This window comes from uncultured Brachyspira sp. (genome assembly GCF_910588665.1).
Classification (GTDB): Bacteria; Spirochaetota; Brachyspiria; order Brachyspirales; family Brachyspiraceae; genus Brachyspira.
The window spans coordinates 144,092-170,140 of the sequence record NZ_CAJUPR010000001.1 but is presented as its reverse complement, the minus strand read 5'-3'; the positions used below and the strand labels follow the sequence as shown (position 1 = coordinate 170,140).

Genomic DNA, 26,049 nt, shown 5'->3' with positions numbered 1-26,049 from the left:
TAAAATAAAAAACAATATTATTTATATAAAAATACGGCATTTAAATTTAAAGGCCGCTTCATATAATTTTTATTTACGGAACAACTATAATAACTATATAGTAATAATGAGATTAGGCTTATATTAAAAACTTTGGCTTATAATATTATTGCTGAAATAATACAGCCTTGAAATTTTTTCCTACATTATCTGCAACTTCATAATATTTATCAGCAGCTTTTTCTTCAAATACTTCATTAAGGCATTCTTTAAATAAAGAAAGCCAAATATCAAACATTTTAATATCAAAAGGCAGTAAATTAATATGAGGCTGAACAGGATTTCCCATATATAGTCTTTCATTAAGCAGCATAGTGCGCCAAAATTTTGATATTTTTTCTTTATGCCTTTCCCAAGATTCATCATCTATACCTACAGCACCGTTAAATATAGGACCTAATTGTTCATGTGTTCTTATTCTGGCATAGAATATATCCATCAATTTTTCTATACCTTCAACATTTATTTCGGTATATTTCATATTATTATCCTTAAATCATTAATACAATATAAACTATACAATAAAATAATATTAATTACAATTATTGATACGGAAAGTTTTTGCTATTTTTTAATATATATTTAAATTTATAAAGCGAAGAAAGTAAAAAAACAATCTTCGCTTTATAATATTATGCAATAATAAATATTATTTTTTAGTATAATCGTAAAAACCTTTGCCTGTTTTCTGGCCTAATAATCCGCCGCGAACCATTTTTCTAAGCAAAGCACTAGGTCTGTATTTAGGATCTCCAGTTTCTTTTTGAAGAACTTCCATAATTGCAAGAACTATATCAAGTCCTACTAAATCTCCTAAAGCTAAAGGCCCCATAGGATGATTAGCTCCTAGTTTCATAGCATTATCAATACCTTCTGCAGAAGCAATACCCATAGAGTATAAATCAATAGCTTCATTAATCATAGGAATTAATATACGATTAACAACAAAGCCTGCAGTTTCATTAACTTCTACAGGAGTTTTTCCTATATCCTGAGATATTTTAATAATTTTATCAACAATTTCTCTAGGAGTATTAATGCCTGCAATAACTTCAACTAATTTCATAATAGGAACAGGATTAAAGAAATGCATTCCTACAACAGGTCTGCCTATTCCATTGCCTATTTCAGTAATAGAAAGAGAAGAAGTATTGGAAGAAAATATGCAGTCAGGTTTGCAAATTTTATGCAGCTCTGAGAAAGTTGTTTTTTTTACTTCTAAATTCTCAAAAGCAGCTTCAACAATCAAATCTGCATCTTTACAAATTTCTTTCAAGCCTGTAGAAATTTTAGATAAGATTTTATCGGCATCAGCCTGCTGCATTTTACCCTTAGAAACTCTTCCTGCAAAACCTTTAGCTATTCTATCTTTTCCGCCCGCAGCAAATTCTTCTTTTATATCGCATAAATAAACTTCATAGCCTTCTGTCTGAGCAAAAGACTGGGCTATACCTGAACCCATAGCACCTGCACCAATTACACCTACTTTCATTTTTAACTCCTTAATTTTTTATTTGTAGTTTTAAAAATATTATTTATTAATAAATTTTTCTACTTTTCTTTTTTCCAAGAAAGCCTTCATACCCTCTTTTTGATCTTCTGTTTCAAAACAGTTTCCAAATAATTTTTCTTCTATAACTATAGCCTTATCCATATCAGTTTGTAATCCGTCATTAATAGCCTTTTTACTATTTCTAACAGCTATAGGAGCAGCAGAAGCTATAGAATTAGCCAATTTTTCAGCTTGAGCCATAAGTTCCGATTGAGTATAAACGGCATTAACAAGACCTATTCTTAATGCTTCATCAGCTTTAATATTTTTAGCCGAATAAATCATCTGCTTAGCCATTCCAACTCCCACTATTCTAGGAAGTCTTTGAGTACCTCCGAAACCAGGAGTAATTCCAAGCCCAACTTCGGGCTGACCAAACATAGCATTATCGGAACAAATACGGATATCGCAGCTCATAGCTATTTCACATCCTCCGCCCAAAGCAAAACCATTAATAGCCGCTATTACAGGAATAGGAAAAGTTTCTATTTTTCTGAATACATCATTGCCTTTCTTACCGAAAGCTTCTCCCTGTGATTTATTTATTGTGCTCATCTCAGCTATATCAGCACCTGCAACAAAAGATTTATCGCCTGCTCCAGTTAATATTAAACATCTTATAGCATCAAGATTTACAGCATCAAAAGTTTTTTCTATTTCATCTAAAACTTGAGAATTTAAGGCATTAAGAGCTTTTTCTCTGCTGATAGTAATAATACCTATCATGCCCTTCTCTTCATATTTAATGAATTCCATCTATTTCTCCTTAATTAAATATAAAAACTTAGCTGAGATAACAGTTAAATACAATTATTTCGTACTATTTATTTTATAAAAAATTATATCAAATATCAATTCTTAATCATAAAATAAAAAATCATCAATAATTATATATTATAGCCTTTGTATTAAATACAAAGGCTATATTATTTAACAACCTCATTAAAAAGTTAAATCATTATTAAACAATCAAACTCATAACACTATTTTTTAATGTATATACTACTCTCTTTCTACTATAGTAGCGCAGCCCATACCTCCGCCTATGCAAAGTGTGGCAAGACCTCTTTTTGCATTTTTAGCTTCCATTTCATGAAGCAAAGTAACTAAAATTCGGCATCCTGAAGCACCTACTGGGTGTCCTAAAGATATAGCACCTCCGTTAGGGTTAAGCTGTTTTTCTACATCTATGCCTAATTCTTTGCCGACAGCAACTGACTGAGCAGCAAAAGCTTCGTTAGATTCGATAATATCAAAATCTGTAATTTTTAATCCTGTTTTAGCCATTAATTTTTTAACTGCCGCAACTGGTCCTACACCCATAATTCTAGGCTCAACGCCGGCCAAACCGCCCGCAATCCAAGTAGCCATAGGCTTAATTCCTAATTCTTTAGCTTTTTCTTCGCTCATTACTACTACAGCAGCTGCTCCGTCATTAATGCTTGAAGAATTACCTGCAGTTACTCTTCCTCCGTCTGGCTTGAATGCTGGTTTTAATTTAGCTAAAGATTCTGCTGTAATACCTGCTCTAGGTCCTTCATCTTTATCTACAATTATATCGCCTTTTTTATTTTTTACTGTAACAGGAACTATCTCTTTCTTGAAAGCGCCTGCTTCCTGAGCTTTAACAGCTTTCTGCTGAGAATTAGCGGCGAATGCATCTAACTCTTCTCTTGTAAGTTTCCAATCATCGCAAACATTTTCTGCTGTTATACCCATATGATAGTTGTTAAATGCATCCCAAAGAGCATCATTAACCATAGTATCCATTATAGTATCATTACCCATTCTATAGCCGTAGCGGGCTTTTTTAAGTGCATAAGGTGCTGAAGACATATTTTCTGTACCGCCTGCAACAACTATATCAGCATTTCCTGAAGCTATCATATTAGCAGCCATATTTACGGCATCAAGACCTGAGCCGCATACAACATTGATTGTCATAGCAGGAACTTCAACAGGCAATCCTGCTTTTATAGAACATTGACGAGCAACATTCTGTCCTAATGAAGCTTGTATAACACAGCCCATATATACCATATCAACCTGATTCGGCGCAACTTTAGCTCTGTTTAAAGCTTCTTTTATAACTATTGATCCTAATTCGGCAGTAGAAACCGTACTTAAAGCTCCTCCCATGCTGCCTATTGCTGTACGGCAAGCACTTGCTATTACTATTTTTCTAGACATACTTAATCTCCAAAGAATTATTAATTTTCCCGCATTTTTATTTACAATATTAGTGCGTTGTCTTCAGTATAGTACATTTTTTTTTCAAATTCAATTAAATTAATAATTTTTTATTACAGATATTTATTATGTTTATGATCATTAAAAAATAATTAAAAATAAATTTGATAAATACTTTTATTGACAAAACAATTATTTTGTATATACTAAAAAATACAAATATAATATTTTTAGATACATCTGTAATATTGGGTATATTGAAGCTATAAAATTAAATAATTTCAAATGGATGTAAGTACTTTTCTAAAATATTGACAAAATAAATTAAATTTACACCTTAAAGCTCAAGATACATGATGTTTTTAATAAGAGTTTTTCACTCTAAAAAAATAAAAATCAAGGATATTTTAATATGGCTAAAATAATTTCAAAAGAAGAAGCTTGCAGTTTTATTAAAGACGGCTTGAAAGTAATGGTTGGAGGCTTTTTAGCATGCGGTTCGGCTAATTCGATTATAGATATGCTGGCTACAAAAAGTGTAAAAAATCTAACTTTAATATCTAATGACACAGCTTTTCCTGACAGAGGATGCGGAAAATTGGTTGTTAATAAGCAAATTTCAAAGGTTATAGCTTCTCATATAGGAACAAATCCTGAAACAGGAAAACAAATGAACAATAAGGAAATGGAAGTTGTATTAATGCCTCAGGGAAGTTTGGCTGAATGTATAAGAGCTGCAGGAGCAGGATTAGGTGGCATTTTGACTCCTACAGGACTTGGCACTATAGTTCAGGAAAACAAGCAGATAGTAAAAGTTCAAGGCAAAGAATATATACTTGAAGAAGCTATACATGGAGATGTGGCGTTGATATATGCGGACTATGCCGATAAATACGGTAATTTAGCTTATAAAGGCACTACCAGAAACTTTAACCCTCTTATGGCTATGGCATGCAAAACAACTATTGCAGAGGTAAAGGAAATAGTAGATGGCTGTTTAGACCCTAATAACATAATAGTTCCATCTATATTTGTAAATTACATAGTTAAGGCTGAATAATTTTAAGGAGTATTAAAATGGCAGAATTAAGCAAAGAAAAAATTAGAGAAATTATAGCAAAAAGAGTTGCCAAAGAATTAAAAGATGGAGATGTTGTTAATTTAGGTATAGGCTTGCCGACCGAAGTTGCAAATTATATACCTAAAGATATAAATATTATACTGCAGTCTGAAAACGGAATGCTTGGTATGGGACCTGCTCCTGAAAAAGGAAAAGAAAATCCTAATATTACAAATGCAGGAGGGGGATTCGTAACGGTAAAAAACGGTGGAGTATTTTTTGACAGTTCTATGTCCTTCACTGTAATAAGAGGAGGACATGTTAATGTTACCGTGCTTGGAGCTTTGGAAGTTGATGAAAAAGGCAATTTGGCAAATTGGATGGTTCCTGGCAAAATGGTTCCGGGTATGGGCGGAGCTATGGATTTAGTGGTAGGTTCTAAAGCGGTTATAGTAGCTATGGAGCATACCGCTAAAGGAAGTAAAAAAATACTTAAAAACTGCACACTTCCTCTAACTGCTAAAAATCAAGTGAATAAAATTATAACTGAAAAAGGTGTTATGAATATTACCGATAAAGGCATAGAATTGGTGGAAATATTTTCTACTTCCAGTGTTGAAGATATACAGGCTAATACTGAAGCTGAACTTATTATATCTGAAAACTTAAAAAAAGTAGATGTTCTGTAAAGTATGAATATATAGTATCTAAATAAATTTATAATTAGGAGTATTTTTTATGGAAAAAAAAAGAAGAGGTTTTCTGGAAAGCATAGCCCATGCTTCCACGCAGGTTATGCAGAAGTTTTTACCTGATGCCTATATTTTTGCGGCTATATTAACTTTCATAGTATTTATAGCTGTAATTTTTGTAACTAAGCAGTCTTTTATTGCTGCCGTAAAACATTGGGGAGGCGGTATTTGGTCGCTTTTAGCTTTCAGTATGCAGATGGTTTTGGTGCTGGTTACAGGTCATACTTTGGCTTTAGCTCCTCCGTTTAGAAAATTACTGGATAGTTTATCAGATTTACCTAAAACTCCTACACAGGGAATAGTATTCGTTACTATAATTTCATACATAGCTTGTATATTAAACTGGGGATTCGGACTTGTTATCGGTGCAATTTATGCTAAGGAAATAGCAAAAAAAACGCAGAAGATAGACTACAGACTTTTAATAGCTTCCGCTTATTCAGGATTCGTTTTATGGCATGCGGGTTTTTCAGGATCCATTCCATTAACTTTGGCAGGAGGAGATTTAAAAGCTACAGGCGGATCATTATCAGCAGCAGTTCCTGTAGGTCAGACTTTATTTTCAGGATATAATTTATTTATAGTATTGGCAACTTTTATTGTACTTCCTATAATAAATGCTCTAATGCATCCTAAAAGAGAAGAAGATATTATATCAGTAGATCCTAAATTATTTGAGGAAGTTGAAGTTAAGAAAGTTACAAAAGAAGATTTTGCTAAAATGACTCCTGCGGAAAAAATAGAAAACAGCATAGTTATAAACTTAATATTATCTGTTTTAGGTTTTATATATATAATATATTATTTTGTATCTTCAGGAAAATTGGATTTGAATTTGAATATTGTAAATCTAATATTCCTAATGCTTGGAATACTGCTTCATAAAACACCTAGAAGTTTGCTTAATGCATTTTCGGAAGCAACAAGAGGAGCCGCAGGTATAGTACTGCAGTTTCCTCTTTATGCAGGAATTATGGGACTTATGACAGGAGTATCTGCTCAGACAGGAACTTCTCTTGCTATGGAATTAAGTAATGTGTTTGTAAACATTTCAACTAAAACTACCTTCCCATTATTTACTTTCCTAAGCGGAGGCATAGTAAATTTCTTCGTTCCGTCAGGAGGCGGACAATGGGCAGTTCAAGGTCCTATAATGATGCCTGCTGCTGCCAAAATAGGAGTTGATCCTGCCAAAGCTGCTATGGCAATAGCTTACGGAGACAGCTGGACAAATATGATACAGCCTTTCTGGGCTCTTCCTGCACTTGGTATAGCTAAGCTTGGAGCTAAAGACATAATGGGATATACTTTAATAGTTTTAGTAGTAGTCGGTATAATAATAACAGCAGGATTGCTGATACCGTTTCCGTCTTAAATTAAAGAATATATAAAAAATAAAATAAACAGATTAGAATTTATTTATTCTAATCTGTTATTTTTTTTAAATTCATATATAATGCACTATATGAATAATATAATAACAAAACTTCCTGATTCTGTCGCAAACCGCATAGCAGCAGGAGAAGTTATAGAAAGACCCGCTTCTATGCTCAAAGAACTTCTCGAAAATGCCGTCGATTCAGGGGCCGACAATATAAAAGTATATATAGAGGAAGCAGGAATAAAATCTATGATTGTAGAAGATAACGGCAGAGGAATCAGATTTGAAGAACTGCCTCTTGCCATAATGCATCATGCTACAAGTAAAATACATTCAATAGAAGATTTGGATTCTATATATACTTTAGGCTTTAGAGGAGAAGCATTGGCATCAATATCTGATGTTACAAATTTAGAAATAGTTTCTAAGAACATAGAAGAAAATAGCGGCGGAAAAATAATATCGGAAGCGGGTAAAATAATAGAACATAAGCCAGCAGCTGCACCGCAGGGTACAAAAATTATAGCTAAAAATTTATTCTTCAATATACCTGCCAGATATAAGTTTTTAAAGCATATTTCAAGGGAGTTTTTTTTAGTAAAAGAAGTATTTGATACGGAAGCTTTAGTACAGCCTAAAATTGCTATGAAATTAAAAAATAATGGTAAAACAGTAATTTCATATATTAAAACTGATAGCATAAAAGAAAGAATTGAAAGCTATTTATCTGATGAAAATATATTCAGAAATTTAATAGAAATCGAAATAAAAAAAGACGATATATTAATTTACGGACTGTTTTCAAGTTCTAAAATAAGCCAATCCGTAAGAAAAAATAACTTTATATTTTTAAATAACAGACCTATAGAAAACAGAGTTATTTCTTATGCCGTAAAAAATGCATACTCAAATACAATACCTAAAGACAGATATCCATTTTTCTTTTTATATATAAATATTGACGGCAGTAAAATAGATGTTAATGTACACCCAAGCAAAAAAGAGGTAAGAATAAAAAATGAAAGAGAAATATCTGGAATGCTCTATAATGCAATAGTAAAAAATATAAATGCAGTAAATACTTTTGAAGCCGTTAATATAGAAACTGACATTACAAACACTTTTCCAATTCAAAGCGGAAATAATGCTGACAATGAATCAAAGTATAATAATTATGTCAATAATCAATACAGTGTAAAAGATATAATCAGTTATGAAAATATTAAAGACAGAGAAGAAATAAATTTATATAAAAATCATTACAGCATACATGACAATACAGAGTTCGGAGAATATACAAGAGCAATAGGACAGATATTTTCATCATACATAATAGCCGAATGCAGAAATGAAATGTATATAATAGATCAGCATGCCGCTTATGAAAGGCTCAATTATGAAAGAATATATAAAACTCTTATATCTGAAAAAATAGAATATGAAAAACTTCTTATACCATGCGAAATAGAATACAGAGATTATGAAATAGATATTTTAAATGCTTCAAAGGAATCAATAGAATCTATAGGAATAAAATTTGAAGCTAATTCAAAACATAGTATTATAATAGAGGAAATACCTATATACATACCTAAAAATAATAAAATTGAAAAAATAATAAAAGATATTTTGGATATATATATTATCAAAGGCTACAATAATAATTTAGAAAAAATTATAAAGCATACATGCTCTACAATATCATGCAAATATTCTCCGAAAGCAGGAGATAAGCTATCAAACGGCGATATGCAGAAATTATTAGATTTGCTTGAAGAGGAGAATATACTTACAAACTGCCCGCATGGAAGACCTTTTGTACTAAGGCTTTCAAAAGATTATTTGGATAAAAAGTTTTTTAGGTGATAATATTTAAAAAAAATTAAGAAAATGCATATTATAAAAAATTAATGCTCAAAATATTTTAAAAAATATTATTTTATTATATAATATAAAAAACAATATTTGGGATTTATTAAATATGAAAAAAATAGAAAATTATTTTTTACAGCAAAATAAAATAAAGTTTTCTAATATTGTATGCAATCTGCATAATAAAAAAATAATATTAAGAAATCCTAAAAAAAATAATATTAAGAAAGATGGTAAGATTATGACGGAAATAAAAAATGATGAATTAAAAAAAATATATAATGAAGTTGCAAAATGCATGAAATGCGAAGCACTATGCAGCAGCAGATTAAATACTGTATTCGGACGCGGAAATGAAGAGCCCGATATAGTATTTGTAGGAGAAGCTCCGGGAGTCGATGAAGATAAACAAGGACTTCCATTTGTAGGAAGAGGCGGAAAACTACTTGATAAATGGATAGAAAAACTTGATATAAATAAAAAAAAATATTATATCATGAATGCTTTAAAATGCAGACCTCCTGAAAACAGAGATCCCGCACCCGAAGAAAAATCAAACTGCAGAGATTTCTTTGTAAGACAACTCCAAATACTTAATCCGAAAATAATATGCGCTTTAGGAAGGCATGGATTTGGAAATTTAATAAATTTTGATTTAAAAACACCATTCGGGAAAGCCAGAAATAAAGTTCATTATTATAATAATAATGGTAAAGATGTGCCTGTAATAGCAACTTATCATCCCGCTTATGTGCTTAGAAATCTAAAAGAAGAAGCAAAAGTTATATCAGATTTGGAGTTTATGCTGAGAGAATTAGAAAGCATAAATAATAATTCTTAAGTATTATAAGCGAATTTATAACTGATAATAAAAGCGAAATGAGGAAGCTGAAATTGATTATAGCTGACAAAGAAGACAGAGTATAGCAGCAGTGATAAAATCACAGGAGAAGTATTTGAAAAAGTATTTTATATTAATATTAATAATATACGGCAGCTTAAAAGCGGGCGCATTTACTGATATTAGATATAATACGGATTATACATACTATACAGAAATAAAAAATTCCAACATACCTAAAAAAACTACCATATTTGATTATATAAGCTATGATAATAAATTAATCAGCATCATAGAAAAAATTGATAAATATCTTGAAAATAACGGAGATATAAATATAAAAAATCAAAACGGAAATACATTATTAATGGAATCCGTTTCTATAGGCTATTATGATTTAGCAGACTATTTAATTGAAAAAAAAGCAGATATTAATATTACAAACAATAATGGGGAAAATGCTTTAATATTATCTGCTCAGTACCCCTATATAATGAACCTGCTTATAAATAATAATGCCGATATAAACAACTCGGATAATAAAGGAAAAACTGCTCTTCATTATGCATGCGGATACGGAGATATATATTCCGTAAAACTTCTTATAAAAAATAATGCAGATATAAATAAAAAAGATATTTTAGGAAAAACTATTCTGATATATGCAGTTGAAAATGAACATCTGCTTATGATAAAATATTTAATAGAAAATTTAAAAGTTAATATAAATGAAAAAGATGATTTTGGGCAAAACGCAGTATTTTATGCCACAAAAATAGATATAGCCAGATACCTTATATATAATGAAATAAACTATACAGAGGTAAATTCAATAGGGTTAAAAGCTTATGAAGTTATGAAATATAACGGATATATAAATGTATCAAATTACTTACAAAAATTAGAAAAAAGAAATTAACTAATAAAAATATCTTTAAGTATTTTTTTTATAAACCGAGAATATTTACAGTATATCGGAGTTTCTATGAATATAAAGATTATTATACTATTTATTACTATAAATATGCTTCTTTTTCCTCAGTATATTTCTATAACTAATAATAATATATTGGTAAATACTGGAGAAGGCAGAGTTGATTATACTACTTATACAATATATGCAGATGCTACGGCAGATTTTTTAACGGATACCCGTCTGCATCCTGAGGCTTTATTAATACTTCAGCAGCAAGCAGAAGAAGAGACTATTAAAACATTATATGATACGCTTGGAAATATACCTATAAACAGCGAAGACACTATATATAACATTATGGAAGATAATATACCGTTAAAAGAAAAAGTAGTAAGCTATATGAATAATTCAAGATTGGTAGGGATATCATATCCTACAAGAACAAGCGTAAAAGTTATTATGGCATTGGATATAACAACAAATGATCTTATGTCTGATTTGATAAATAATATAAATATATATAAACCCGAACCTATAGTAACATATTTTGACACGGGAACGGATTATGACAGTTTGGTAATAGATGCCAGAAATATAGGATTTATACCATCATTATTTCCTACAATATATGATGAAGACGGAAACGAAATATATAATATAGCTTATATAAATAAAAAAGCGGCTTCTGCAAACGGTTATATTAAATATTCCACAAACTCTTTTCTTACAAATCAAAATATAGAAAATATAATAGGGGAAAAACCGTACAATATAGTTGCTTGGGGTTCAAAGGGAAGATTCTCAAGCGATTTAATTATAGGAAATGAAGATGCAAGCATTATTATGAGCAGCAGGAACCTCAAAAGTGCTATAAAAAACTGCAAAGTTGTATTTATAATTGATTAATTTTATTATTTTTTATTATTCATTTTTTTTGAAAATATGATATAGTATCCGATATATACTTTATGGCTGGTGTCTGATGAATGCTGAATATAGTTATATAGACAAAATTTTTAAAAATCATCCCTATAAGGAAGATATAAAAAAATACATCTATAGTGAAAATAATGATATAAATTTTAATCCGAATGAAATAAATTATAAAATATCAAATAATCATATTATATATTCAAATCTATTAGACTTATATTCAAATGATAAAGAAAATGACAGAATAATAAAGTTATTCAAAGTTATATCTATGCATAATATAGAAAATATATATATTTTTGAAATACTTATAATAAATATAATATCAGGATTAAATATAAAAGAAGCATTATTAAAATGCATTTCATCTGAAAAAATCAGCAATTGGAACAGAGAGTATAAAAGACATTCGTATAATGTTAATCCTGTTTCAAATGAAATAATGAATGCCAAGATACATATACTTATATATTATTATTATGCCATAAAATATTTTCCTAAAGAGACTGAAGATTATATTGAAAGTATATGCCTGTCAAATATAGATGAAGTAATTGAAGAATACAATGATAATATATTAATTGCTATGATGGCATTAACTGTAAAAATATATGAAGGAGATTACAGTAAAATAAATGTACTGCTTGAATATTCAAAAAAAGTTAATTATATAGACAGTATTCTTTCTCTTCTTATCATTATAAATACTAACGGCAATATAATGGAAATGTTTTCAAAACTTCTTGAAGATAATATTTTAAATGAAAATAAAAAATTAATTATTAATTTTGCATACTTAATAAGATTGTTCTTTTTAACAAGAAAAAATTTCAGTAAAAAATTTGAGAACAAAAGCTTTGAGGAGTTTATATACGATTTATCGGACTTTAATATACCTAAATATTTTATTTTTCTTATAAAATATTTAGATACTAATCTTATTATGAGCTCTAATAAAATATTTGAAGGTATAAAAAATCTATACAATAATGATAAGGATTCTTTTTATAAGCTTTCAGGCATACTAAAAGAAGTTGAAATACCTTATATCATAGAAATAAAAACAATATTAAACTGCATTCTTTTAAATATGAAAGATGATAATGCCGATATATCTGTACTGAATAACAGCATAGATTACTTTATAGAAAATCTTAAAAAAGAACTTGAAAAAATATATGATATAAAATCTGATAATATATTTGAATTATTAGAAAATAAAAAAATAGACAAATATAATATTTCCGTAAATATAACTGATGAAGCTGTATTCAGTGCAAAAATTATAATTCTTATGTATGATTACAATGAAAAGGCTAGAACAATAGTAAGAGTTTTATTAAAGGCATTGCCGTATAATTTAGCTATACCTTTAATGATTAAAGACAAAAAAGAGTTCTATAACATAAAATTAAAGGATATACTAGAATATTTGCAAGGGTATGATTTAGATTTAAAAGACTTAATCATAACTTATTTATACACCTACCCTATTTATATATTCAATCCCAAATATATATTAAAATTGGTTAATAAAAATCCTGATTATATTACGGATATGTTTAATGATAAAATATTTTTAAAAGCAGCTTCATATAAAAGTTATGCTTTAATAGATTTTTTAGAGCTTTTATACAGAAAAGATAAAGCGGCATTTACAAACTATTCAATATTATGCTATACATTGCATTTAAAAAATAAAGAAATTACAAAATGCGCATTAGAATTAATAGAAAAAGATGAATATAATTCAAGAGGCTATATTGAAAGCAGCATACATGCATATAGAAAAGATATTCAATTTGAATTAAAAAATATAATAAAGAAATGGAATTATAATAGAAAAGGATTTAAATTCAAAACTCTTGAAGATATAAATATGTATATAGATGATTATTATGATGAAGATTATGAAAATTTAATATATTTTATAGATGAAAATTTAATATCCTCCGTACTGCTTAGAAATGATAAAAATATAAAAGTTCCAGTAAAAGTTATGAAATATATATTATCGGAGTATATGCTTCTTGAAGAGCCGCTCAGGATAAAAGATATAGATAAAATGATAGATCTATTTGACATAGATTCTGTTAGAAATACATTTGAAAAAATATACAAATACTGGTCGGATGATGATTGCGATGAAAATAAAAAAAATATTATTATACCATACTGTATTTATGCGGATTATAATCAGATAGCTAATTTATATGACAAAATAGAGTATTGGCATGATAATTTCAAATCATCTTTGGCGGCGTATATAATAACTGCAATAGCAATGAACGGTAAAAAATTTGCATTGATGATAATAAATAATATTATATATATGTCTAAAAATAAAACATTAAAAAATGCCGCTATAGAGTCTTTTAAAAAGGCATCAGAATGTCTGAACATACCTATTGATAATTTATTTGATAAAGTTATACCCAATTTAGGCTTCAGTATGGAGAGAAATAAAATAATAAATTACGGAAAACAAAGTTTTACACTTCAGCTTTTAAGCGATTTATATTTAGAAATATTGGACAATGCAAATCATAAAATAATAAAAGAATTGCCCGAAGCATCTGAAGGAGATGAGGAAGCAGAAGAGATAAAAAGAGATTTAATTAATACAAAAAAATCATTGGAAGCTATTATATCATATCAAAAAGAACAGTTAAAAAAAGTTATGTTCAATGGAAGAAAATGGGATTATGAAACATTTTTTGAAGTATTTGTAGAAAACCCTATTATGCAGTATTTTACGCTTGCATTTGTATGGGGAGTTTATGATGAAGACGGTAATTTAATAGATTGTTTCAGATACTTGGAAGACGGATCATTGATTTCCATAGATGAAGACTTATATGAACTTCCTAAGCAAAATAAATATTATATAACATTATATCACCCTATTGATTCAGATGAAGACTATTATAAAACTTGGCATTATCAATTAGAATTATACGAAATACAGCAGCCTATAGAACAAATGAAAATAAAAAGATATGAATTAAAAGAACATGATGCTGAGGACAACTCGGTAATTTCCTTAAGAGGTCAAAAATTATCATTGGAATATATGCAGAAATTATCAGATGAGTTAAATATAAAAACAGAATATTATAATGAACAAGTATCATATTATATGCCTGATAATTTATTAAAAATAATATGCGAAATTAACTGCAGTATTTATGATGAAGATATTATAATAGATAATATAAAATTCTACCGATTAGAAAATCATAATAAATTCGGAAAAATAATTTCTCCTTTTTATATAGAAAAAAGATTTATAAGCACAATATTTTATTATTTATCACTTGGTTTTTATGATTAACAATACATCTTTATCATTAAGAACATCTGTTAAAAATGATCTGAGGCTTAATTATCAGACTAAAGTTTGGCTTGATGTAATATCCTCTTCTGCTTCAGAACTTAAAGAAAAAATAGAAAAGACAATGGAAGAAAATCCTTTTTTGGAGTATGATTTTAAAGATAATAATTATTCAAAGTACTCAGGAGATATTAATTCCGTAATAGAAAATACAATAGAAAACGGCAAGGAAAGTTTATTCTCTCATTTAAAAAGCCAAATAGATATTGCATTCAGTGATAAAAAAGAAATAGAATTAGCAGAGCAGATATGCAGTTTTATAAATGAAGACGGATATCTTACAATTGAATATTCAGAGCTTTCAGATATACTTAATACCGATATAACAAAAATAGAAAATATAGTATATATAATAAAAACATTTGATCCTTACGGCGTAGGTGCAAAAAATATTAATGAATGCCTCTCCATACAATTAAAAATAAAAAAAGAAGAAAGCAGGGAAATTGACAGAAATCTGTACGATACGGCAATTAATATAGCAGAAAACTATTTAGATGAATTGTCAAAGAAAAAATACAATATTATAGCTTCGTGTTTAAATATAGAAGAAGGTATGGTAATAAAAGCTTTAAAACTAATACAAACTTTGGAGCCGTACCCTGCAAGAGAATATAATGCATCTTCAGTAAAATATATAGTGCCAGAATTATTTATACTTAAAGAAAACGGTGTATGGATTGTAAAAACAGATGAAACCTATATAGCCCCCTTGAAAATTAGCAGAAAATATATTAAACTATTAGACATAGATAAAGATAATATAAACTTTTTAAAAGAAAAAAAGAAAGAAGCTGAAAGCCTCATAAATGCATCAAATGAAAGAAAAAAAACTCTGCTTAAGATAGGAAAAGCTCTTATTAAATTTCAGCTTGATTTCTTTGAGTACGGAAAAGAGTTTATGAAGCCATTAACATTGAAAGATATGTCTTCGGAGGTTAATTTAAGCGAATCTACGATAAGCAGAATATCTAACGGCAAATATCTTAACACTGTTTGGGGTACTTTTTCTATAAAATACTTTTTTTCTAGAGCTATTAACGGCGGGCTCGGTTCTAGAAGCGTTAAAGAAATTATAAAAAGAATTATAGAAAACTCTCAGGCAAAATTAAGCGATGAAAAAATAAGACTTATACTAAAAAGCGAAGGTATTGATATATCAAGAAGAACTGTGGCTAAATATAGAAAAAGTATGAATATTTTTTCATCAAGAAACAGATAAAACTATTTAAGGAGATTTTATGCATCAAAATATAATCGGAAAGAATGTAAGAATTACTAAAAATGTCAGAGATCATATAGCAAATAAGATGCAAAATATAAAAATACATGCAGACAGAATAATAGATGCAAATATTATCTGCGAATATATGCATGGAGAATATACGGTTCAGGGAACTATTGCCTTCGGAAAAAAAGTGTTTCATGATAAAGAAAAAGAAAAAGATTTATATGCGGCAATAGATTCTATGTTTCAAAAAATAGAGAGGGAAATAAGAAAGTCAAAAGAAAAAAATATTGACAGAAGTCAAAGAGCCGTTGTTGATAAAAGCGTGCAGATAGGAGAAAATAATGACAGCTCCTATTATATTAACTCCGTTGGAATATATGAAAAACCTTTAGATGAGTTGGATGCATTAATGCATTTCAATTCTGATAAAAAGCCGTATTTAGCCTATATGCCTATAAAACAGGGAAAGGATTTATACAGCATAAAAATAGGTAAATTTCCAGTATTCTTATTCAGAGGAAATGACAATAAAACATTTGAAATATACAACAGTAATGAAGGGCATTGGAATATAGATGAAGTGAGCATAACTGCCGATAACAATATAGATGCAGGTAAAAGCGAAGACTATTTAATAAAAGAATATAATGTGAGCGAAGCTGTAAACTATCTCACAGAAAACTCGGATAAAAAATTCATCGTATATATAAGCAGCATAACCGAACAAGCGGAAGCTCTGTATAAAGAATCCGATAATTCTTTTGTTTTAATAAGAATGTTTGATATTTAATTTATTGTAATAAAACCGTTTTGGAGGCAATAATGAGTTTAATAGATTATATAAATAAAGATTCTATAATGATAGATGTACATGAAACAGATAAAGAACGTTTTCTCTCTAAAATGGTTGAGCGATTAGATGAATGTAAATTGCTTATAAATAAAAATGATGCAGAACATGCTATTATAGCCAGAGAACAATTAATGAGTACGGGAGTAGGAAACGGAATAGCAATACCGCATGCTAAAACAGATGCTGTGAAAAATATTATTCTCAGCGTGGCTACAATAAAAAATGGTATTAACTATAAATCTGTTGATAAGAAAAAGGTGTTTGCCGTTTTTATGCTTCTTGCTCCTAAATCTTCCGCAAGCGAAAATTTAAAAGTTCTTACTGCTATTGCTAAAATACTTAGAGATAATCCTCATTTTTTAGAAAAAATAATTAATGTTGAAAAACCTGAGGAAATTATGGAGCTTATTGCTAAAGAGGAAATGAAAATATAATGCCTAAAATTACTGTGGAAAAATTCCTTGAACTTAATGAAAATCAAAATAACATTTTAAAAATAAGACGATTAACAGGATTCACAGGTATGGAAAATGAAATAACAGGTTATGACATAAACAGACCTGGTATGGTATTATTCAAATACTTTAAAGATTTTGCATATCAGAGAATACAAATATTAGGAAAGGGAGAGGCTAACTATATCATTACGCTTGATGAAGAAAAAAAAACAGATGTATTAGAGGAAATGCTTAGCTATAAAATACCCATATGCATATTCACTTATAATATAAATCCTCCTGAATCATTTTTAGAAATTGCCAAAAAAAATAATATCTGCGTTATAATAAGCGAATTAAAAACATCAGATATTATCAGAGCTATAGAAATTCTTATAGAAGAAGAATTCTTAGAATCTTTCACCATACATGGCGGGTTTGTTGAAGTTTTCGGTGTCGGAGTATTAATACTAGGAAAAAGCGGCGTTGGAAAAAGCGAAGCCACATTAGAGCTTATATCAAAAGGTCATAGACTTATATCCGATGATATAGTAGAGTTTAAAAAGTTAAAAAACGGAAGAATAATAGGAAGAACAAATGAATTCATAAGACATAATATGGAAGTAAGAGGTATAGGAGTTGTTGATATAAGTAGGCTTTTAGGCATGAGTGCTATCAGAGATAAAAAAAGATTAGATTTAATAATAGAGCTTGAGCATTGGAAAGATGATGAGCAATATGACAGAATGGGATTGTTTGATAAAACATACAGTATATTAAATACAGATGTTCCTTATCAAAAAATACCTGTGCGTTCGGGAAGAAATATATGCATTCTTATAGAAACAGCCGCTAAAAATTTCAGATTAAAGCAAATGGGATATAACAGCGCTAAAGAATTAGATAAAGCATTGATAGATCAAATAGAAAAGAAAAGAGGTTCAAAAAGATAATTGTATGAAGCCAATAATATTTTTTATAAAAATTTAAGTATATTTTTAATTAATCGTCTTTAATTTTATCATTATTTTCTATTTTTAAATACAATATATCATTATTATCACCGCTTACCGATATAAATCCATTTATTATAGCCGTTTCTATAAATCTGTTCGGAGAAGAATATTCAGCCTCTTCAGCGCTTAATACTTTCAACTCTTTCTCTAAATATTCTATTTCTCTGTCTAAATTATATATCTCTATAAGTATCTCATTAGCTTTAACATTTCTTGCAAAAGTAAAAATACTTATTACTATTATAAATAATACAATAACAATAAAAACAGAACCTATAGAATATGTTTTTTTTTCTTTATATATTTTTTCAGTATCTTTATTATTCATATTTACTCCAAAGCATCATATTTCTGAGCCACCCTCATTTTTGCGCTTCTGCTTGCGGGGTTTAATTTTATTTCTTCACTTGTCGGAAGTTTAACTTTATTATTTAGCAGTTTAAATATACCGTCTTTATTTTTAGTTTTTTCATTTTCTTTAAAAAATCTCTTTACTATTCTGTCTTCCAAAGAATGATAGCTTATTATAACAACAACACCTTTATTTTTAAGTATATTAGGTATATTCAATATAGATTTTGCCAATATATTAATCTCATCATTAACTTCTATTCTTACTGCCTGAAAAATCAAAGTCGCAGGATGAATTTTTCCATATCTATGGTTTTTATCGGTATTATGAAATATAATATTTTCCAAATCTTTTGAAGTTTCTATTTTTCTTTTACTTCTTTCCCTAACTATTATTCCTGCCATTTTTTCAGCATTATAAATTTCTCCGTAATCTCTAAATACCCTCTCAAGCTCCTCTTTACTGTATCCGTTAATAATATCATAAGCGCTTTTATCATTAATACCAAGCCTCATATCAAGAAGAGCATCATCTCTAAAAGAAAAACCTCTTTTTGCTTTTTTAAAATGAAATAAAGATACTCCTAAATCATAAATCATAAAATCTGTATTGCCTATTACTCTGCTGTCAAGACATTCCGTCATTTTATCATAAGTATTATGATAATAATGAAAACCTCTGTAATCTTTAAGACGCCTTTTAGCTATATCAAGTATCACAGTATCTCTTTCAAAACTATGAACTTCAAGATTTGAATCAAGCATAGCTTTAGTATGCCCTCCCTCTCCTAATGTAGCATCTACCGCTATTTTTGCATTTTCAGGAATAAAGCTTAAAACTTCTTTAATCATAACAGGAGTATGAACTATATTTAATTTAACATCTCCGCTCATTACTGATATTATCGGAACAATTATAATTAATTTGATTAGGTATAATTTTATTAAAAAAATATTTCAAATTATTTATTTTCATATTGACATTTTTAATGTATTTCATTATCATTTATTATAAATTTTTATAAAAAGGATTTATATTATGGGAAAATTAGGAAGAGTTTTATGGTTAATATTTGGAATATTATTAATAATATCAGGAATAGCCACAATGTTTAATCCTGCAGAAACGGTTTTAATGATAGCATATATAATAGGTTTATTGGCAATATTCTCTGGGATAAGTTCAATATTTTATTTTTTCAGCATGCGGCATAAATCGGGCTCAACTTTAATATTATTAGATGGAATAGTATCTGCAGTATGCGGAATCATTATTGTCTCTAATTTAAAAATAAGCGGAGCCTTCATACCCTATATGGCGGCATTTTTTGTTATAGTAAGAGGAGTTGTTGCAATATCATCTTCCATTGAACTGAAAAAATTCGGATATAATCAATGGGGACTTTCAATGATAAGCGGAATACTCACTTTGATTGCAGGTGTTATTTTAACATTTAATCCTATATTGGGTACTATTTATGTAAGTATAATATTAGGTTTGGGATTAATATTTTATGGAATTATAACGCTTCAGTTATGGTTTGCCTACGGTAAATTTTTTCAAATATAAAATAAAATATTGATTTTATTGAGAATTCTGTTAAAATACATCAAATTATTAATATAGCCTGGAGAAATTTATGCTTGAAAAAACTTCAAGAAGTACTTTATGCTTCTGCAAAAATATAAAGTACAAAGAAATTATAAATGCCATAAAAGACAATAAATTAGAAACTTTAGAAGATGTTATGCATAGAACTAAAGCAGGAATAACATGCTGGAGCTGCCGCGGAGATATAAAAGATTTACTTGCCGAATACAAGAAGACTGGAAATATAAGAATAAAGGAATAATAATTTTTACTCAGCAATAATAAAGTTACTGCAAGCTGCATAGCCTTAAGGTTAAAGGCCTGCAGAAGTACAGCATAAATAAAAAACCGCTTTTTATTAAAATAATTAACTACATAAAAGAACTATTTATTTTATCTATGTCTTTTTTACTTACGCTTCTGATACTTATTTTTGAATTGAAGCGTTTTTTAGTTCTCATATATTTTATATAATAATTTTTAAGAAGCCTGTTATTAACGGTAAATAAAATTTTTATACTTTTATCCTTACTTTTTATATAATGTTCTATACTCAATGCAATATTAATATTTTCAACTTTCCAAGCGGATAAAAATCTCAAAGGTTTATGAACTTTAGTATAATTAGCCCCAATTCCATTGGAATGCTTATTAAATCTATTTATAAGATTATTTGTAATTCCCGTATAATATGAATTATCTTCGCAAAGTATTATATAAACATACCAGACTTTATTATCTTCCATTTTTTATGTCGCTTATTACAGTATCAATATCAACATATATGTCATTATTATATTTTTCAAAAATTCTGCATACATTATTATAATCTTCCATAGTATCAACTGTAGTTCTAAGTTCAGGCATAGCAAAATTTTCCGCCGCATTTGGATTTTCTATTTTGAACTTATCAGGATTTCTATAATGATACTGTGTTATATGCTCATGTTCAAAAGCATCTTCGGAATTATCATTAGCAAATTTCAAAGCATCATAATTTATCACCTCAACCCCGCTGCCGTATGGAAGCAAATTATAATGACTTAAATCGGCATTTTTTTCTATATGGTAATCAATAATCATATCCAATGCTTTTATACTCACTAAAGGATTGTCTCCAGTAGCGCGAACTAAAATATCGGCATTAAATTTTTCCGCAGCTTTTGTATATCTGTCAAGAACATCATTTTCGCTTCCTACAAAATATCCGCATTTCAATTTATCAAATATATTCTTAAAGGCATTATAAGATTTATTTTCCGTGGCCGTTACAACATTATGAGCTTTTTTTGAACTTCTCAATCTTTTAATTATAAGTTCAAGCATAGTATCGCAATCCGCCATTTTCTTTAATGCCTTTTGAGGAAGTCTTGTAGAACCAAGTCTTGATGCAAGTATAATAACTATTTTTTTCATAATTTCAATTTTATAGGAAGCAGATATTAATTATATTCTATATATTCTTCACCAAAGCATTAATTTTTATTATCTGAGACCATAATTCTTCAGCTTTATTTAAATCAAATATTGTACCCGAATCGGAAGGGCTTTTATCAGGACTAGGATGCACTTCCATAAATACGGCATCTATTCCCAAAGAGACTGCTGCTTTAAGTAAAGCTGGTATGAATTCCCTAGCCCCTCCAGATATTCCGTTATCGGCGGATGGCATCTGCAGAGAATGCGTGGCATCATACATGACAGGAGCATAATTTTTCATTATTTCAATATTCTTCATATCAACAATTAAATTTCCGTATCCGAACATAGTACCCCTTTCGCATAAAAAAAATCTTTTTTCATTAACAGCATCAGAACATTTATCAGCTATGTATCTGCAGTCATATCCGCTTATAAACTGACCTTTTTTTACATTAACAGCCTTTCCAGTTTCGCATGCCGCTCTGAGCATATCTGTTTGTCTGCATAAAAAAGCAGGTATCTGCAGAAAATCAACATATTCGGCGGCTTCTTCTGCATCTTTCGGAATATGTATATCTGTCAAAGTAGGCAGACTAAATTCTTTGCCCGCATTTTTAAGTATGGCTAATCCGTCTTTAATTCCCAAGCCTCTGAAAGATGAAATAGATGTTCTGTTTGCTTTATCAAAACTGCCTTTTAATACAAGCTGTATATTTAATTTATCTTTTATTTCTTTAAGTTTCTTTGCTATAGACATTGTCATATCCTCGCTTTCTATAACACATGGACCTGCAACAAATATCAAATCTTTATTTTTATTAGTTATGCCTTTATAATCAAAAATCATTATATTATCCTTAAAATAATTATAAATGATATAATATAATATTAATACTTAAAGTCAATAAAATAAATATTTTTTACTGAATAAAGTATTTATATTATTAATAATATATGTTATACTGAATTAAACATTATTTATTTTTAGAAATCATTATATATTTAAATATTAGTGTTAATTAAAAAATGGAGTATTTAATTATGTCTAGAGTTAAATTTATGGAATATGAAGAAGCTCAGGGTAAAGTAAAAGAGGCTTTCGATTATCAATTAAAAAAAAGCGGAAGTGTTACAAATATGAAAAAAGCATTATTAAACGATTATGCCACTTATGAAGCATTTATGGGGTGGTATATTTCTTTTGAAAGATTAGCCGAAGTTGTAGGAAAAAGAGCCGCTATGATACTGGCTCATTCCGTATCCACAACTAACGGCTGTATGCTTTGCTCATTATTTTTTATAAGAGATTTAAAAGCAATAGGAGATGATCCTAAAAATCTTAAATTAGATGAAAAAGAACAATTATTATCGCAATTAGGCATGCAGATGGTAAAAGATCCTAACGGAGTAACCGATGAGCTTATGAATAATCTTAAAAAACATTTCAGCGACTGTGAAATAGTTGTAATAGTGGGATTTGCAGCTCAGATGATGGCCACTAATAATTTTAATGCGGTATTAAAAATAGATTTAGACGAATCTCTGATACCTATACAAGGTGAGTTTGAAAAAGAAACTTGGAGAGCTAAAAACAATTAATTATTTATAAAAAACAAGGGGCAGGCATACCTCTTGTTTTTTATTTTCATAATATATAAAAAAACTTATATATTAATTTTTTTAATCATAAATAAATATCTTTAGACAATTAAAATAAATGGTAAGCATAATAATAACAACAAAGAACTCTGAAAATTTTATAGAGAATTGCATCAATGCCGTAAAAGATTCAAATTATAAAGATACCGAAATAATATTAGTAGACAATAACTCAGACGATAAAACTGTAGAGATAGCAAAATCATTAGGAGTAAAAACTTTTATAAAAGGTCCTGAACGCTCGGCTCAGAGAAACTACGGAGCTGAAATCTCAGGCGGAGAAATAATAGGATTCTTAGATGTTGATATGACTTTATCTGAAAATGTTATTACAGAATGCTTGGAGATTTTTGAAAATAATAAAAATGTGAAAGCTGTATATATACCTGAGAAAATATACGGAAGCAGTTTTTTTAACAGAGTAAGAAGCTTTGAACGTTCTTTTTATGATGCCACTGTAATAGATGCTGTAAGGTTTTTCAGAAGAGAAAGCTTTATGCAAATAGGAGGCTTTGATTTAAGTTTAAACGGCACTGAAGATTGGGATATTGACAGACGGATAAGACATATCGGAGAAGTATCCATAATAAAATCTCCGCTATATCATCATGAAAATCATACATTAAAAGAATACATCATAAAAAAAAGCTATTATGCATCAAACTTTGATAACTACTTCAAAAAATGGGGACATGATGAAACCGCTAAAAAACAATTCGGTATATTCTACAGATATATAGGTGTGTACATAGAAAACGGAAAATATAAAAAATTATTATCCCGCCCTATTTACTCAATATCAATGTATTTTATAAGATTTCTAATAGGCGCAGTTTATATACTTTCAAAATTTAATATATCAAAAAAAGAAAATGTTTATAAAAATAAAAAATAAATTACTGCAGTATTTTTTTATAAACAATATAAATATTATTGCTTGATACAATAGGCAAATTAATTATATTTGTATTATTTTCAGATTTTTCTAAATAATAAATAATATGCGCATTATTAGTAGCTTCATTCCAACCGTTTTTACTGTAAACAAATCCCATCAAACTAAAACTATGAGAACCATTCTCTATAATAAATTGTTCTCCCGCCGCATCATCAGATATATTTCGAACGGTATCAATATAGCTTTTCCATTTATAAGGCTCCTGATAATTTTTATAAAATATAATTATATTAAAAGTCATAGCCAATGCACTCAGTATATAAAATATTGAAATGTAATTAATATATTTATATTTTAAATTAATATTTAAATTATATAATAAATAAATCATAGGTATGAAAGATAATGCAAAAGCCCCGAAATGGTATCTAAACTGACCAGATATTCCTCTGAATAAAAATGTTACAGCTATGGTTACGGGAAAATATAATAAATATATTAGCATCAATTCTTTTATAAGCATCAGCGATTTATCATTATTTTTTGAATCAAATCTTAAATGTTTATTTTTAAAAAGATCTATAACAGAATATAAAAAAGCTGCAAATACAATTATTACAGATATTATAAGTACGGCTAATGTAAATATATAAAAAGGATTATCATTTAAATAAAAACTCATTATTTTTTTAAAATTATTTGCATGATACATTACTGAAAACTCATTAGTAGGAAACATCAGTAAAGAATGCACCTGAGGAAAAGGAAATACATGCCTTAAATCGCTTTTTGATGAAAAATTAATCATCTTATTTGTATTATAAAAACCGTTTCTTATTTCATATACCAAATAAGGCAAATATGTTAAAAATGCTAAAATAACACCCGCAGAAATAGCCTTGATATTTCTGACAGTATATCCGTATCTTATAATAAGATATACAATTATTACAGGAACAATACCATAGTAAACTGCAAAATGCGCCTGTCCCATCAAGGCAAGCAAAGGAAAAAACATAATAGCAGGAATATACGGTTTATCTCCCGCAATATATTCTCCAAGCAGAGGTATAAGAAGAAAAGAGAAAGAAAGCGTTATATTAGGATTATAAAATATATTATTGGTATATACAAAATATATATTAAATAATGTTAATACTGATAATACAGACATTACGGAAAGTCCGAATCTCTTATAAACCCATAACAAAAATATAACTGCAGGCAGAAACATTGTAATAAAATTAAATACCCTTGCCAATTCTATATTTTCATCGGCTAATTTATAGCATATTAAATAATACAGATAGAAAAAACCTCCGGGAACACGGGGAGCTATTTCCTGAGTTAATGGTCCCATTTGAAATCTGGCGCCTACTTTAGGAATTGTGTTATTGTCATAATGCTTTTTCATATCATAAAAATGAGTAAGAAAATCTATAAAATCCGTTCCTGCCTTAGGAAAAGAATAAATCCTTGTGAAAACAGTCAGGCAGACGGATATGATTAAAAGCAGTATTGATATATTAGCCGTAATTTTTTTATTATTCATAAATAGTCCAAGTAATCACGATATATTATACTTCACTTTATTAAATATTAAAACTATATTTTTTATATATTTAATAATTTTTCATATAAAAAATATATTATAGATTACA

General features: G+C 28.6%; 26 protein-coding genes. 16 read left to right on the top strand and 10 right to left on the bottom strand.

The features are described from left to right. Positions 1-145 precede the first annotated feature (145 nt). From QZ306_RS00920 to QZ306_RS00905, 4 genes are all read right to left on the bottom strand, one after another. Positions 146-520 (bottom strand): group III truncated hemoglobin, encoded by a 375-nt coding sequence (locus QZ306_RS00920; protein ID WP_295159776.1) that lies wholly within the window; start codon positions 518-520, stop codon positions 146-148. Between the two features lie 168 nt (positions 521-688). Next, on the bottom strand, positions 689-1,531 hold the full coding sequence (locus QZ306_RS00915) for a 3-hydroxyacyl-CoA dehydrogenase NAD-binding domain-containing protein (protein WP_295159773.1): 843 nt from the start codon (positions 1,529-1,531) through the stop codon (positions 689-691). 39 nt (positions 1,532-1,570) lie between these two features. Further along, positions 1,571-2,347, bottom strand: coding sequence for an enoyl-CoA hydratase-related protein (locus QZ306_RS00910; protein WP_295159771.1), 777 nt, complete (start codon positions 2,345-2,347; stop codon positions 1,571-1,573). A 246-nt stretch (positions 2,348-2,593) separates the two neighbouring features. Then, positions 2,594-3,781 carry an acetyl-CoA C-acetyltransferase gene (locus QZ306_RS00905; protein ID WP_295159768.1) on the bottom strand — a complete coding sequence of 396 codons (1,188 nt, stop codon included), beginning with the start codon at positions 3,779-3,781 and terminating at the stop codon, positions 2,594-2,596. Positions 3,782-4,193: 412 nt separating this feature from the next. Between QZ306_RS00905 and QZ306_RS00900 the strand changes: the two genes are divergently transcribed. From QZ306_RS00900 to hprK, 12 genes are all read left to right on the top strand, one after another. Next, on the top strand, positions 4,194-4,841 hold the full coding sequence (locus QZ306_RS00900; protein WP_295159765.1) for a CoA transferase subunit A: 648 nt from the start codon (positions 4,194-4,196) through the stop codon (positions 4,839-4,841). 17 nt (positions 4,842-4,858) lie between these two features. After that, positions 4,859-5,530: a 3-oxoacid CoA-transferase subunit B gene (locus QZ306_RS00895; RefSeq protein WP_295159763.1), complete on the top strand. Its 672-nt coding sequence runs from the start codon at positions 4,859-4,861 to the stop codon at positions 5,528-5,530. Positions 5,531-5,579: 49 nt separating this feature from the next. Continuing rightward, positions 5,580-6,968, top strand: coding sequence for a short-chain fatty acid transporter (locus tag QZ306_RS00890; RefSeq protein ID WP_295159761.1), 1,389 nt, complete (start codon positions 5,580-5,582; stop codon positions 6,966-6,968). 90 nt (positions 6,969-7,058) lie between these two features. Next, positions 7,059-8,840 carry a DNA mismatch repair endonuclease MutL gene (gene mutL / locus QZ306_RS00885; RefSeq protein ID WP_295159758.1) on the top strand — a complete coding sequence of 594 codons (1,782 nt, stop codon included), beginning with the start codon at positions 7,059-7,061 and terminating at the stop codon, positions 8,838-8,840. A gap of 115 nt (positions 8,841-8,955) precedes the next feature. Further along, a complete protein-coding gene (locus QZ306_RS00880) occupies positions 8,956-9,687 on the top strand; it encodes a uracil-DNA glycosylase (RefSeq protein WP_295159756.1) in 732 nt (243 codons plus the stop codon). Positions 9,688-9,802: 115 nt separating this feature from the next. Further along, entirely contained in the window at positions 9,803-10,606 is an 804-nt protein-coding gene (locus QZ306_RS00875; RefSeq protein ID WP_295159753.1) for an ankyrin repeat domain-containing protein, read from the top strand. Positions 10,607-10,672: 66 nt separating this feature from the next. Beyond that, positions 10,673-11,509 carry a hypothetical protein gene (locus QZ306_RS00870; RefSeq protein ID WP_295159750.1) on the top strand — a complete coding sequence of 279 codons (837 nt, stop codon included), beginning with the start codon at positions 10,673-10,675 and terminating at the stop codon, positions 11,507-11,509. Between the two features lie 76 nt (positions 11,510-11,585). Next, a complete protein-coding gene (locus QZ306_RS00865; protein ID WP_295159748.1) occupies positions 11,586-14,870 on the top strand; it encodes a DUF4132 domain-containing protein in 3,285 nt (1,094 codons plus the stop codon). Beyond that, the gene (gene rpoN / locus QZ306_RS00860) at positions 14,863-16,152 is read left to right on the top strand and encodes an RNA polymerase factor sigma-54 (RefSeq protein ID WP_295159745.1); all 1,290 of its coding nucleotides are present in this window, start codon (positions 14,863-14,865) and stop codon (positions 16,150-16,152) included. Before QZ306_RS00865 ends, rpoN begins: the two co-directional genes overlap by 8 nt. A gap of 19 nt (positions 16,153-16,171) precedes the next feature. Continuing rightward, positions 16,172-16,951, top strand: coding sequence for a ribosome-associated translation inhibitor RaiA (gene raiA, locus QZ306_RS00855; RefSeq protein WP_295159742.1), 780 nt, complete (start codon positions 16,172-16,174; stop codon positions 16,949-16,951). Positions 16,952-16,983: 32 nt separating this feature from the next. Then, positions 16,984-17,448 carry a PTS sugar transporter subunit IIA gene (locus QZ306_RS00850; protein WP_295159739.1) on the top strand — a complete coding sequence of 155 codons (465 nt, stop codon included), beginning with the start codon at positions 16,984-16,986 and terminating at the stop codon, positions 17,446-17,448. Further along, the gene (gene hprK, locus QZ306_RS00845; protein ID WP_295159737.1) at positions 17,448-18,404 is read left to right on the top strand and encodes an HPr(Ser) kinase/phosphatase; all 957 of its coding nucleotides are present in this window, start codon (positions 17,448-17,450) and stop codon (positions 18,402-18,404) included. Before QZ306_RS00850 ends, hprK begins: the two co-directional genes overlap by 1 nt. 49 nt (positions 18,405-18,453) lie before the next feature. Here the strand turns inward: hprK and QZ306_RS00840 are convergent, their stop codons facing one another. Then, the gene (locus QZ306_RS00840) at positions 18,454-18,795 is read right to left on the bottom strand and encodes a septation ring formation regulator EzrA (RefSeq protein WP_295159734.1); all 342 of its coding nucleotides are present in this window, start codon (positions 18,793-18,795) and stop codon (positions 18,454-18,456) included. Positions 18,796-18,797: 2 nt separating this feature from the next. Further along, a complete protein-coding gene (gene rsmH, locus QZ306_RS00835) occupies positions 18,798-19,712 on the bottom strand; it encodes a 16S rRNA (cytosine(1402)-N(4))-methyltransferase RsmH (protein WP_295159732.1) in 915 nt (304 codons plus the stop codon). Positions 19,713-19,857: 145 nt separating this feature from the next. Here rsmH and QZ306_RS00830 point away from each other — a divergent pair, with 145 nt between their 5' ends. Both QZ306_RS00830 and QZ306_RS00825 read left to right on the top strand, forming a co-directional pair. Further along, positions 19,858-20,388 (top strand): HdeD family acid-resistance protein, encoded by a 531-nt coding sequence (locus tag QZ306_RS00830; RefSeq protein WP_295159729.1) that lies wholly within the window; start codon positions 19,858-19,860, stop codon positions 20,386-20,388. Between the two features lie 70 nt (positions 20,389-20,458). Next, positions 20,459-20,671, top strand: a complete 213-nt coding sequence (locus tag QZ306_RS00825) for a (2Fe-2S)-binding protein (protein WP_295159726.1) — start codon at positions 20,459-20,461, stop codon at positions 20,669-20,671. Positions 20,672-20,780: 109 nt separating this feature from the next. Here QZ306_RS00825 and QZ306_RS00820 read toward each other — a convergent pair whose 3' ends face one another. From QZ306_RS00820 to kdsA, 3 genes are read right to left on the bottom strand one after another with little or no spacing between them, the layout of a single operon-like run. After that, positions 20,781-21,155, bottom strand: coding sequence for a GIY-YIG nuclease family protein (locus QZ306_RS00820; protein ID WP_295159723.1), 375 nt, complete (start codon positions 21,153-21,155; stop codon positions 20,781-20,783). After that, on the bottom strand, positions 21,145-21,825 hold the full coding sequence (locus tag QZ306_RS00815) for a spore coat protein (protein WP_295159720.1): 681 nt from the start codon (positions 21,823-21,825) through the stop codon (positions 21,145-21,147). Before QZ306_RS00815 ends, QZ306_RS00820 begins: the two co-directional genes overlap by 11 nt. 37 nt (positions 21,826-21,862) lie before the next feature. Next, positions 21,863-22,678, bottom strand: a complete 816-nt coding sequence (gene kdsA, locus QZ306_RS00810; RefSeq protein ID WP_295159715.1) for a 3-deoxy-8-phosphooctulonate synthase — start codon at positions 22,676-22,678, stop codon at positions 21,863-21,865. Between the two features lie 194 nt (positions 22,679-22,872). Here kdsA and QZ306_RS00805 point away from each other — a divergent pair, with 194 nt between their 5' ends. Then, a complete protein-coding gene (locus QZ306_RS00805) occupies positions 22,873-23,430 on the top strand; it encodes a hypothetical protein (RefSeq protein ID WP_295159712.1) in 558 nt (185 codons plus the stop codon). 118 nt (positions 23,431-23,548) lie between these two features. Continuing rightward, on the top strand, positions 23,549-24,385 hold the full coding sequence (locus tag QZ306_RS00800; RefSeq protein WP_295159710.1) for a glycosyltransferase family 2 protein: 837 nt from the start codon (positions 23,549-23,551) through the stop codon (positions 24,383-24,385). Position 24,386: 1 nt separating this feature from the next. Here the strand turns inward: QZ306_RS00800 and QZ306_RS00795 are convergent, their stop codons facing one another. Continuing rightward, positions 24,387-25,940, bottom strand: a complete 1,554-nt coding sequence (locus QZ306_RS00795; protein ID WP_295159707.1) for a hypothetical protein — start codon at positions 25,938-25,940, stop codon at positions 24,387-24,389. Positions 25,941-26,049 lie beyond the last annotated feature (109 nt).

What these genes read in the sequence shown, in the direction of transcription:
- QZ306_RS00920 (WP_295159776.1), bottom strand. Translation starts at nt 520, where the DNA reads ATGAAATATACCGAAATAAATGTTGAAGGTATAGAAAAATTGATGGAT.
- QZ306_RS00915 (WP_295159773.1), bottom strand. Translation starts at nt 1,531, where the DNA reads ATGAAAGTAGGTGTAATTGGTGCAGGTGCTATGGGTTCAGGTATAGCC.
- QZ306_RS00910 (WP_295159771.1), bottom strand. Translation starts at nt 2,347, where the DNA reads ATGGAATTCATTAAATATGAAGAGAAGGGCATGATAGGTATTATTACT.
- QZ306_RS00905 (WP_295159768.1), bottom strand. Translation starts at nt 3,781, where the DNA reads ATGTCTAGAAAAATAGTAATAGCAAGTGCTTGCCGTACAGCAATAGGC.
- QZ306_RS00900 (WP_295159765.1), top strand. Translation starts at nt 4,194, where the DNA reads ATGGCTAAAATAATTTCAAAAGAAGAAGCTTGCAGTTTTATTAAAGAC.
- QZ306_RS00895 (WP_295159763.1), top strand. Translation starts at nt 4,859, where the DNA reads ATGGCAGAATTAAGCAAAGAAAAAATTAGAGAAATTATAGCAAAAAGA.
- QZ306_RS00890 (WP_295159761.1), top strand. Translation starts at nt 5,580, where the DNA reads ATGGAAAAAAAAAGAAGAGGTTTTCTGGAAAGCATAGCCCATGCTTCC.
- mutL (WP_295159758.1), top strand. Translation starts at nt 7,059, where the DNA reads ATGAATAATATAATAACAAAACTTCCTGATTCTGTCGCAAACCGCATA.
- QZ306_RS00880 (WP_295159756.1), top strand. Translation starts at nt 8,956, where the DNA reads ATGAAAAAAATAGAAAATTATTTTTTACAGCAAAATAAAATAAAGTTT.
- QZ306_RS00870 (WP_295159750.1), top strand. Translation starts at nt 10,673, where the DNA reads ATGAATATAAAGATTATTATACTATTTATTACTATAAATATGCTTCTT.
- QZ306_RS00865 (WP_295159748.1), top strand. Translation starts at nt 11,586, where the DNA reads ATGAATGCTGAATATAGTTATATAGACAAAATTTTTAAAAATCATCCC.
- rpoN (WP_295159745.1), top strand. Translation starts at nt 14,863, where the DNA reads ATGATTAACAATACATCTTTATCATTAAGAACATCTGTTAAAAATGAT.
- raiA (WP_295159742.1), top strand. Translation starts at nt 16,172, where the DNA reads ATGCATCAAAATATAATCGGAAAGAATGTAAGAATTACTAAAAATGTC.
- QZ306_RS00850 (WP_295159739.1), top strand. Translation starts at nt 16,984, where the DNA reads ATGAGTTTAATAGATTATATAAATAAAGATTCTATAATGATAGATGTA.
- hprK (WP_295159737.1), top strand. Translation starts at nt 17,448, where the DNA reads ATGCCTAAAATTACTGTGGAAAAATTCCTTGAACTTAATGAAAATCAA.
- QZ306_RS00840 (WP_295159734.1), bottom strand. Translation starts at nt 18,795, where the DNA reads ATGAATAATAAAGATACTGAAAAAATATATAAAGAAAAAAAAACATAT.
- rsmH (WP_295159732.1), bottom strand. Translation starts at nt 19,712, where the DNA reads ATGAGCGGAGATGTTAAATTAAATATAGTTCATACTCCTGTTATGATT.
- QZ306_RS00830 (WP_295159729.1), top strand. Translation starts at nt 19,858, where the DNA reads ATGGGAAAATTAGGAAGAGTTTTATGGTTAATATTTGGAATATTATTA.
- QZ306_RS00825 (WP_295159726.1), top strand. Translation starts at nt 20,459, where the DNA reads ATGCTTGAAAAAACTTCAAGAAGTACTTTATGCTTCTGCAAAAATATA.
- QZ306_RS00820 (WP_295159723.1), bottom strand. Translation starts at nt 21,155, where the DNA reads ATGGAAGATAATAAAGTCTGGTATGTTTATATAATACTTTGCGAAGAT.
- QZ306_RS00815 (WP_295159720.1), bottom strand. Translation starts at nt 21,825, where the DNA reads ATGAAAAAAATAGTTATTATACTTGCATCAAGACTTGGTTCTACAAGA.
- kdsA (WP_295159715.1), bottom strand. Translation starts at nt 22,678, where the DNA reads ATGATTTTTGATTATAAAGGCATAACTAATAAAAATAAAGATTTGATA.
- QZ306_RS00805 (WP_295159712.1), top strand. Translation starts at nt 22,873, where the DNA reads ATGTCTAGAGTTAAATTTATGGAATATGAAGAAGCTCAGGGTAAAGTA.
- QZ306_RS00800 (WP_295159710.1), top strand. Translation starts at nt 23,549, where the DNA reads ATGGTAAGCATAATAATAACAACAAAGAACTCTGAAAATTTTATAGAG.
- QZ306_RS00795 (WP_295159707.1), bottom strand. Translation starts at nt 25,940, where the DNA reads ATGAATAATAAAAAAATTACGGCTAATATATCAATACTGCTTTTAATC.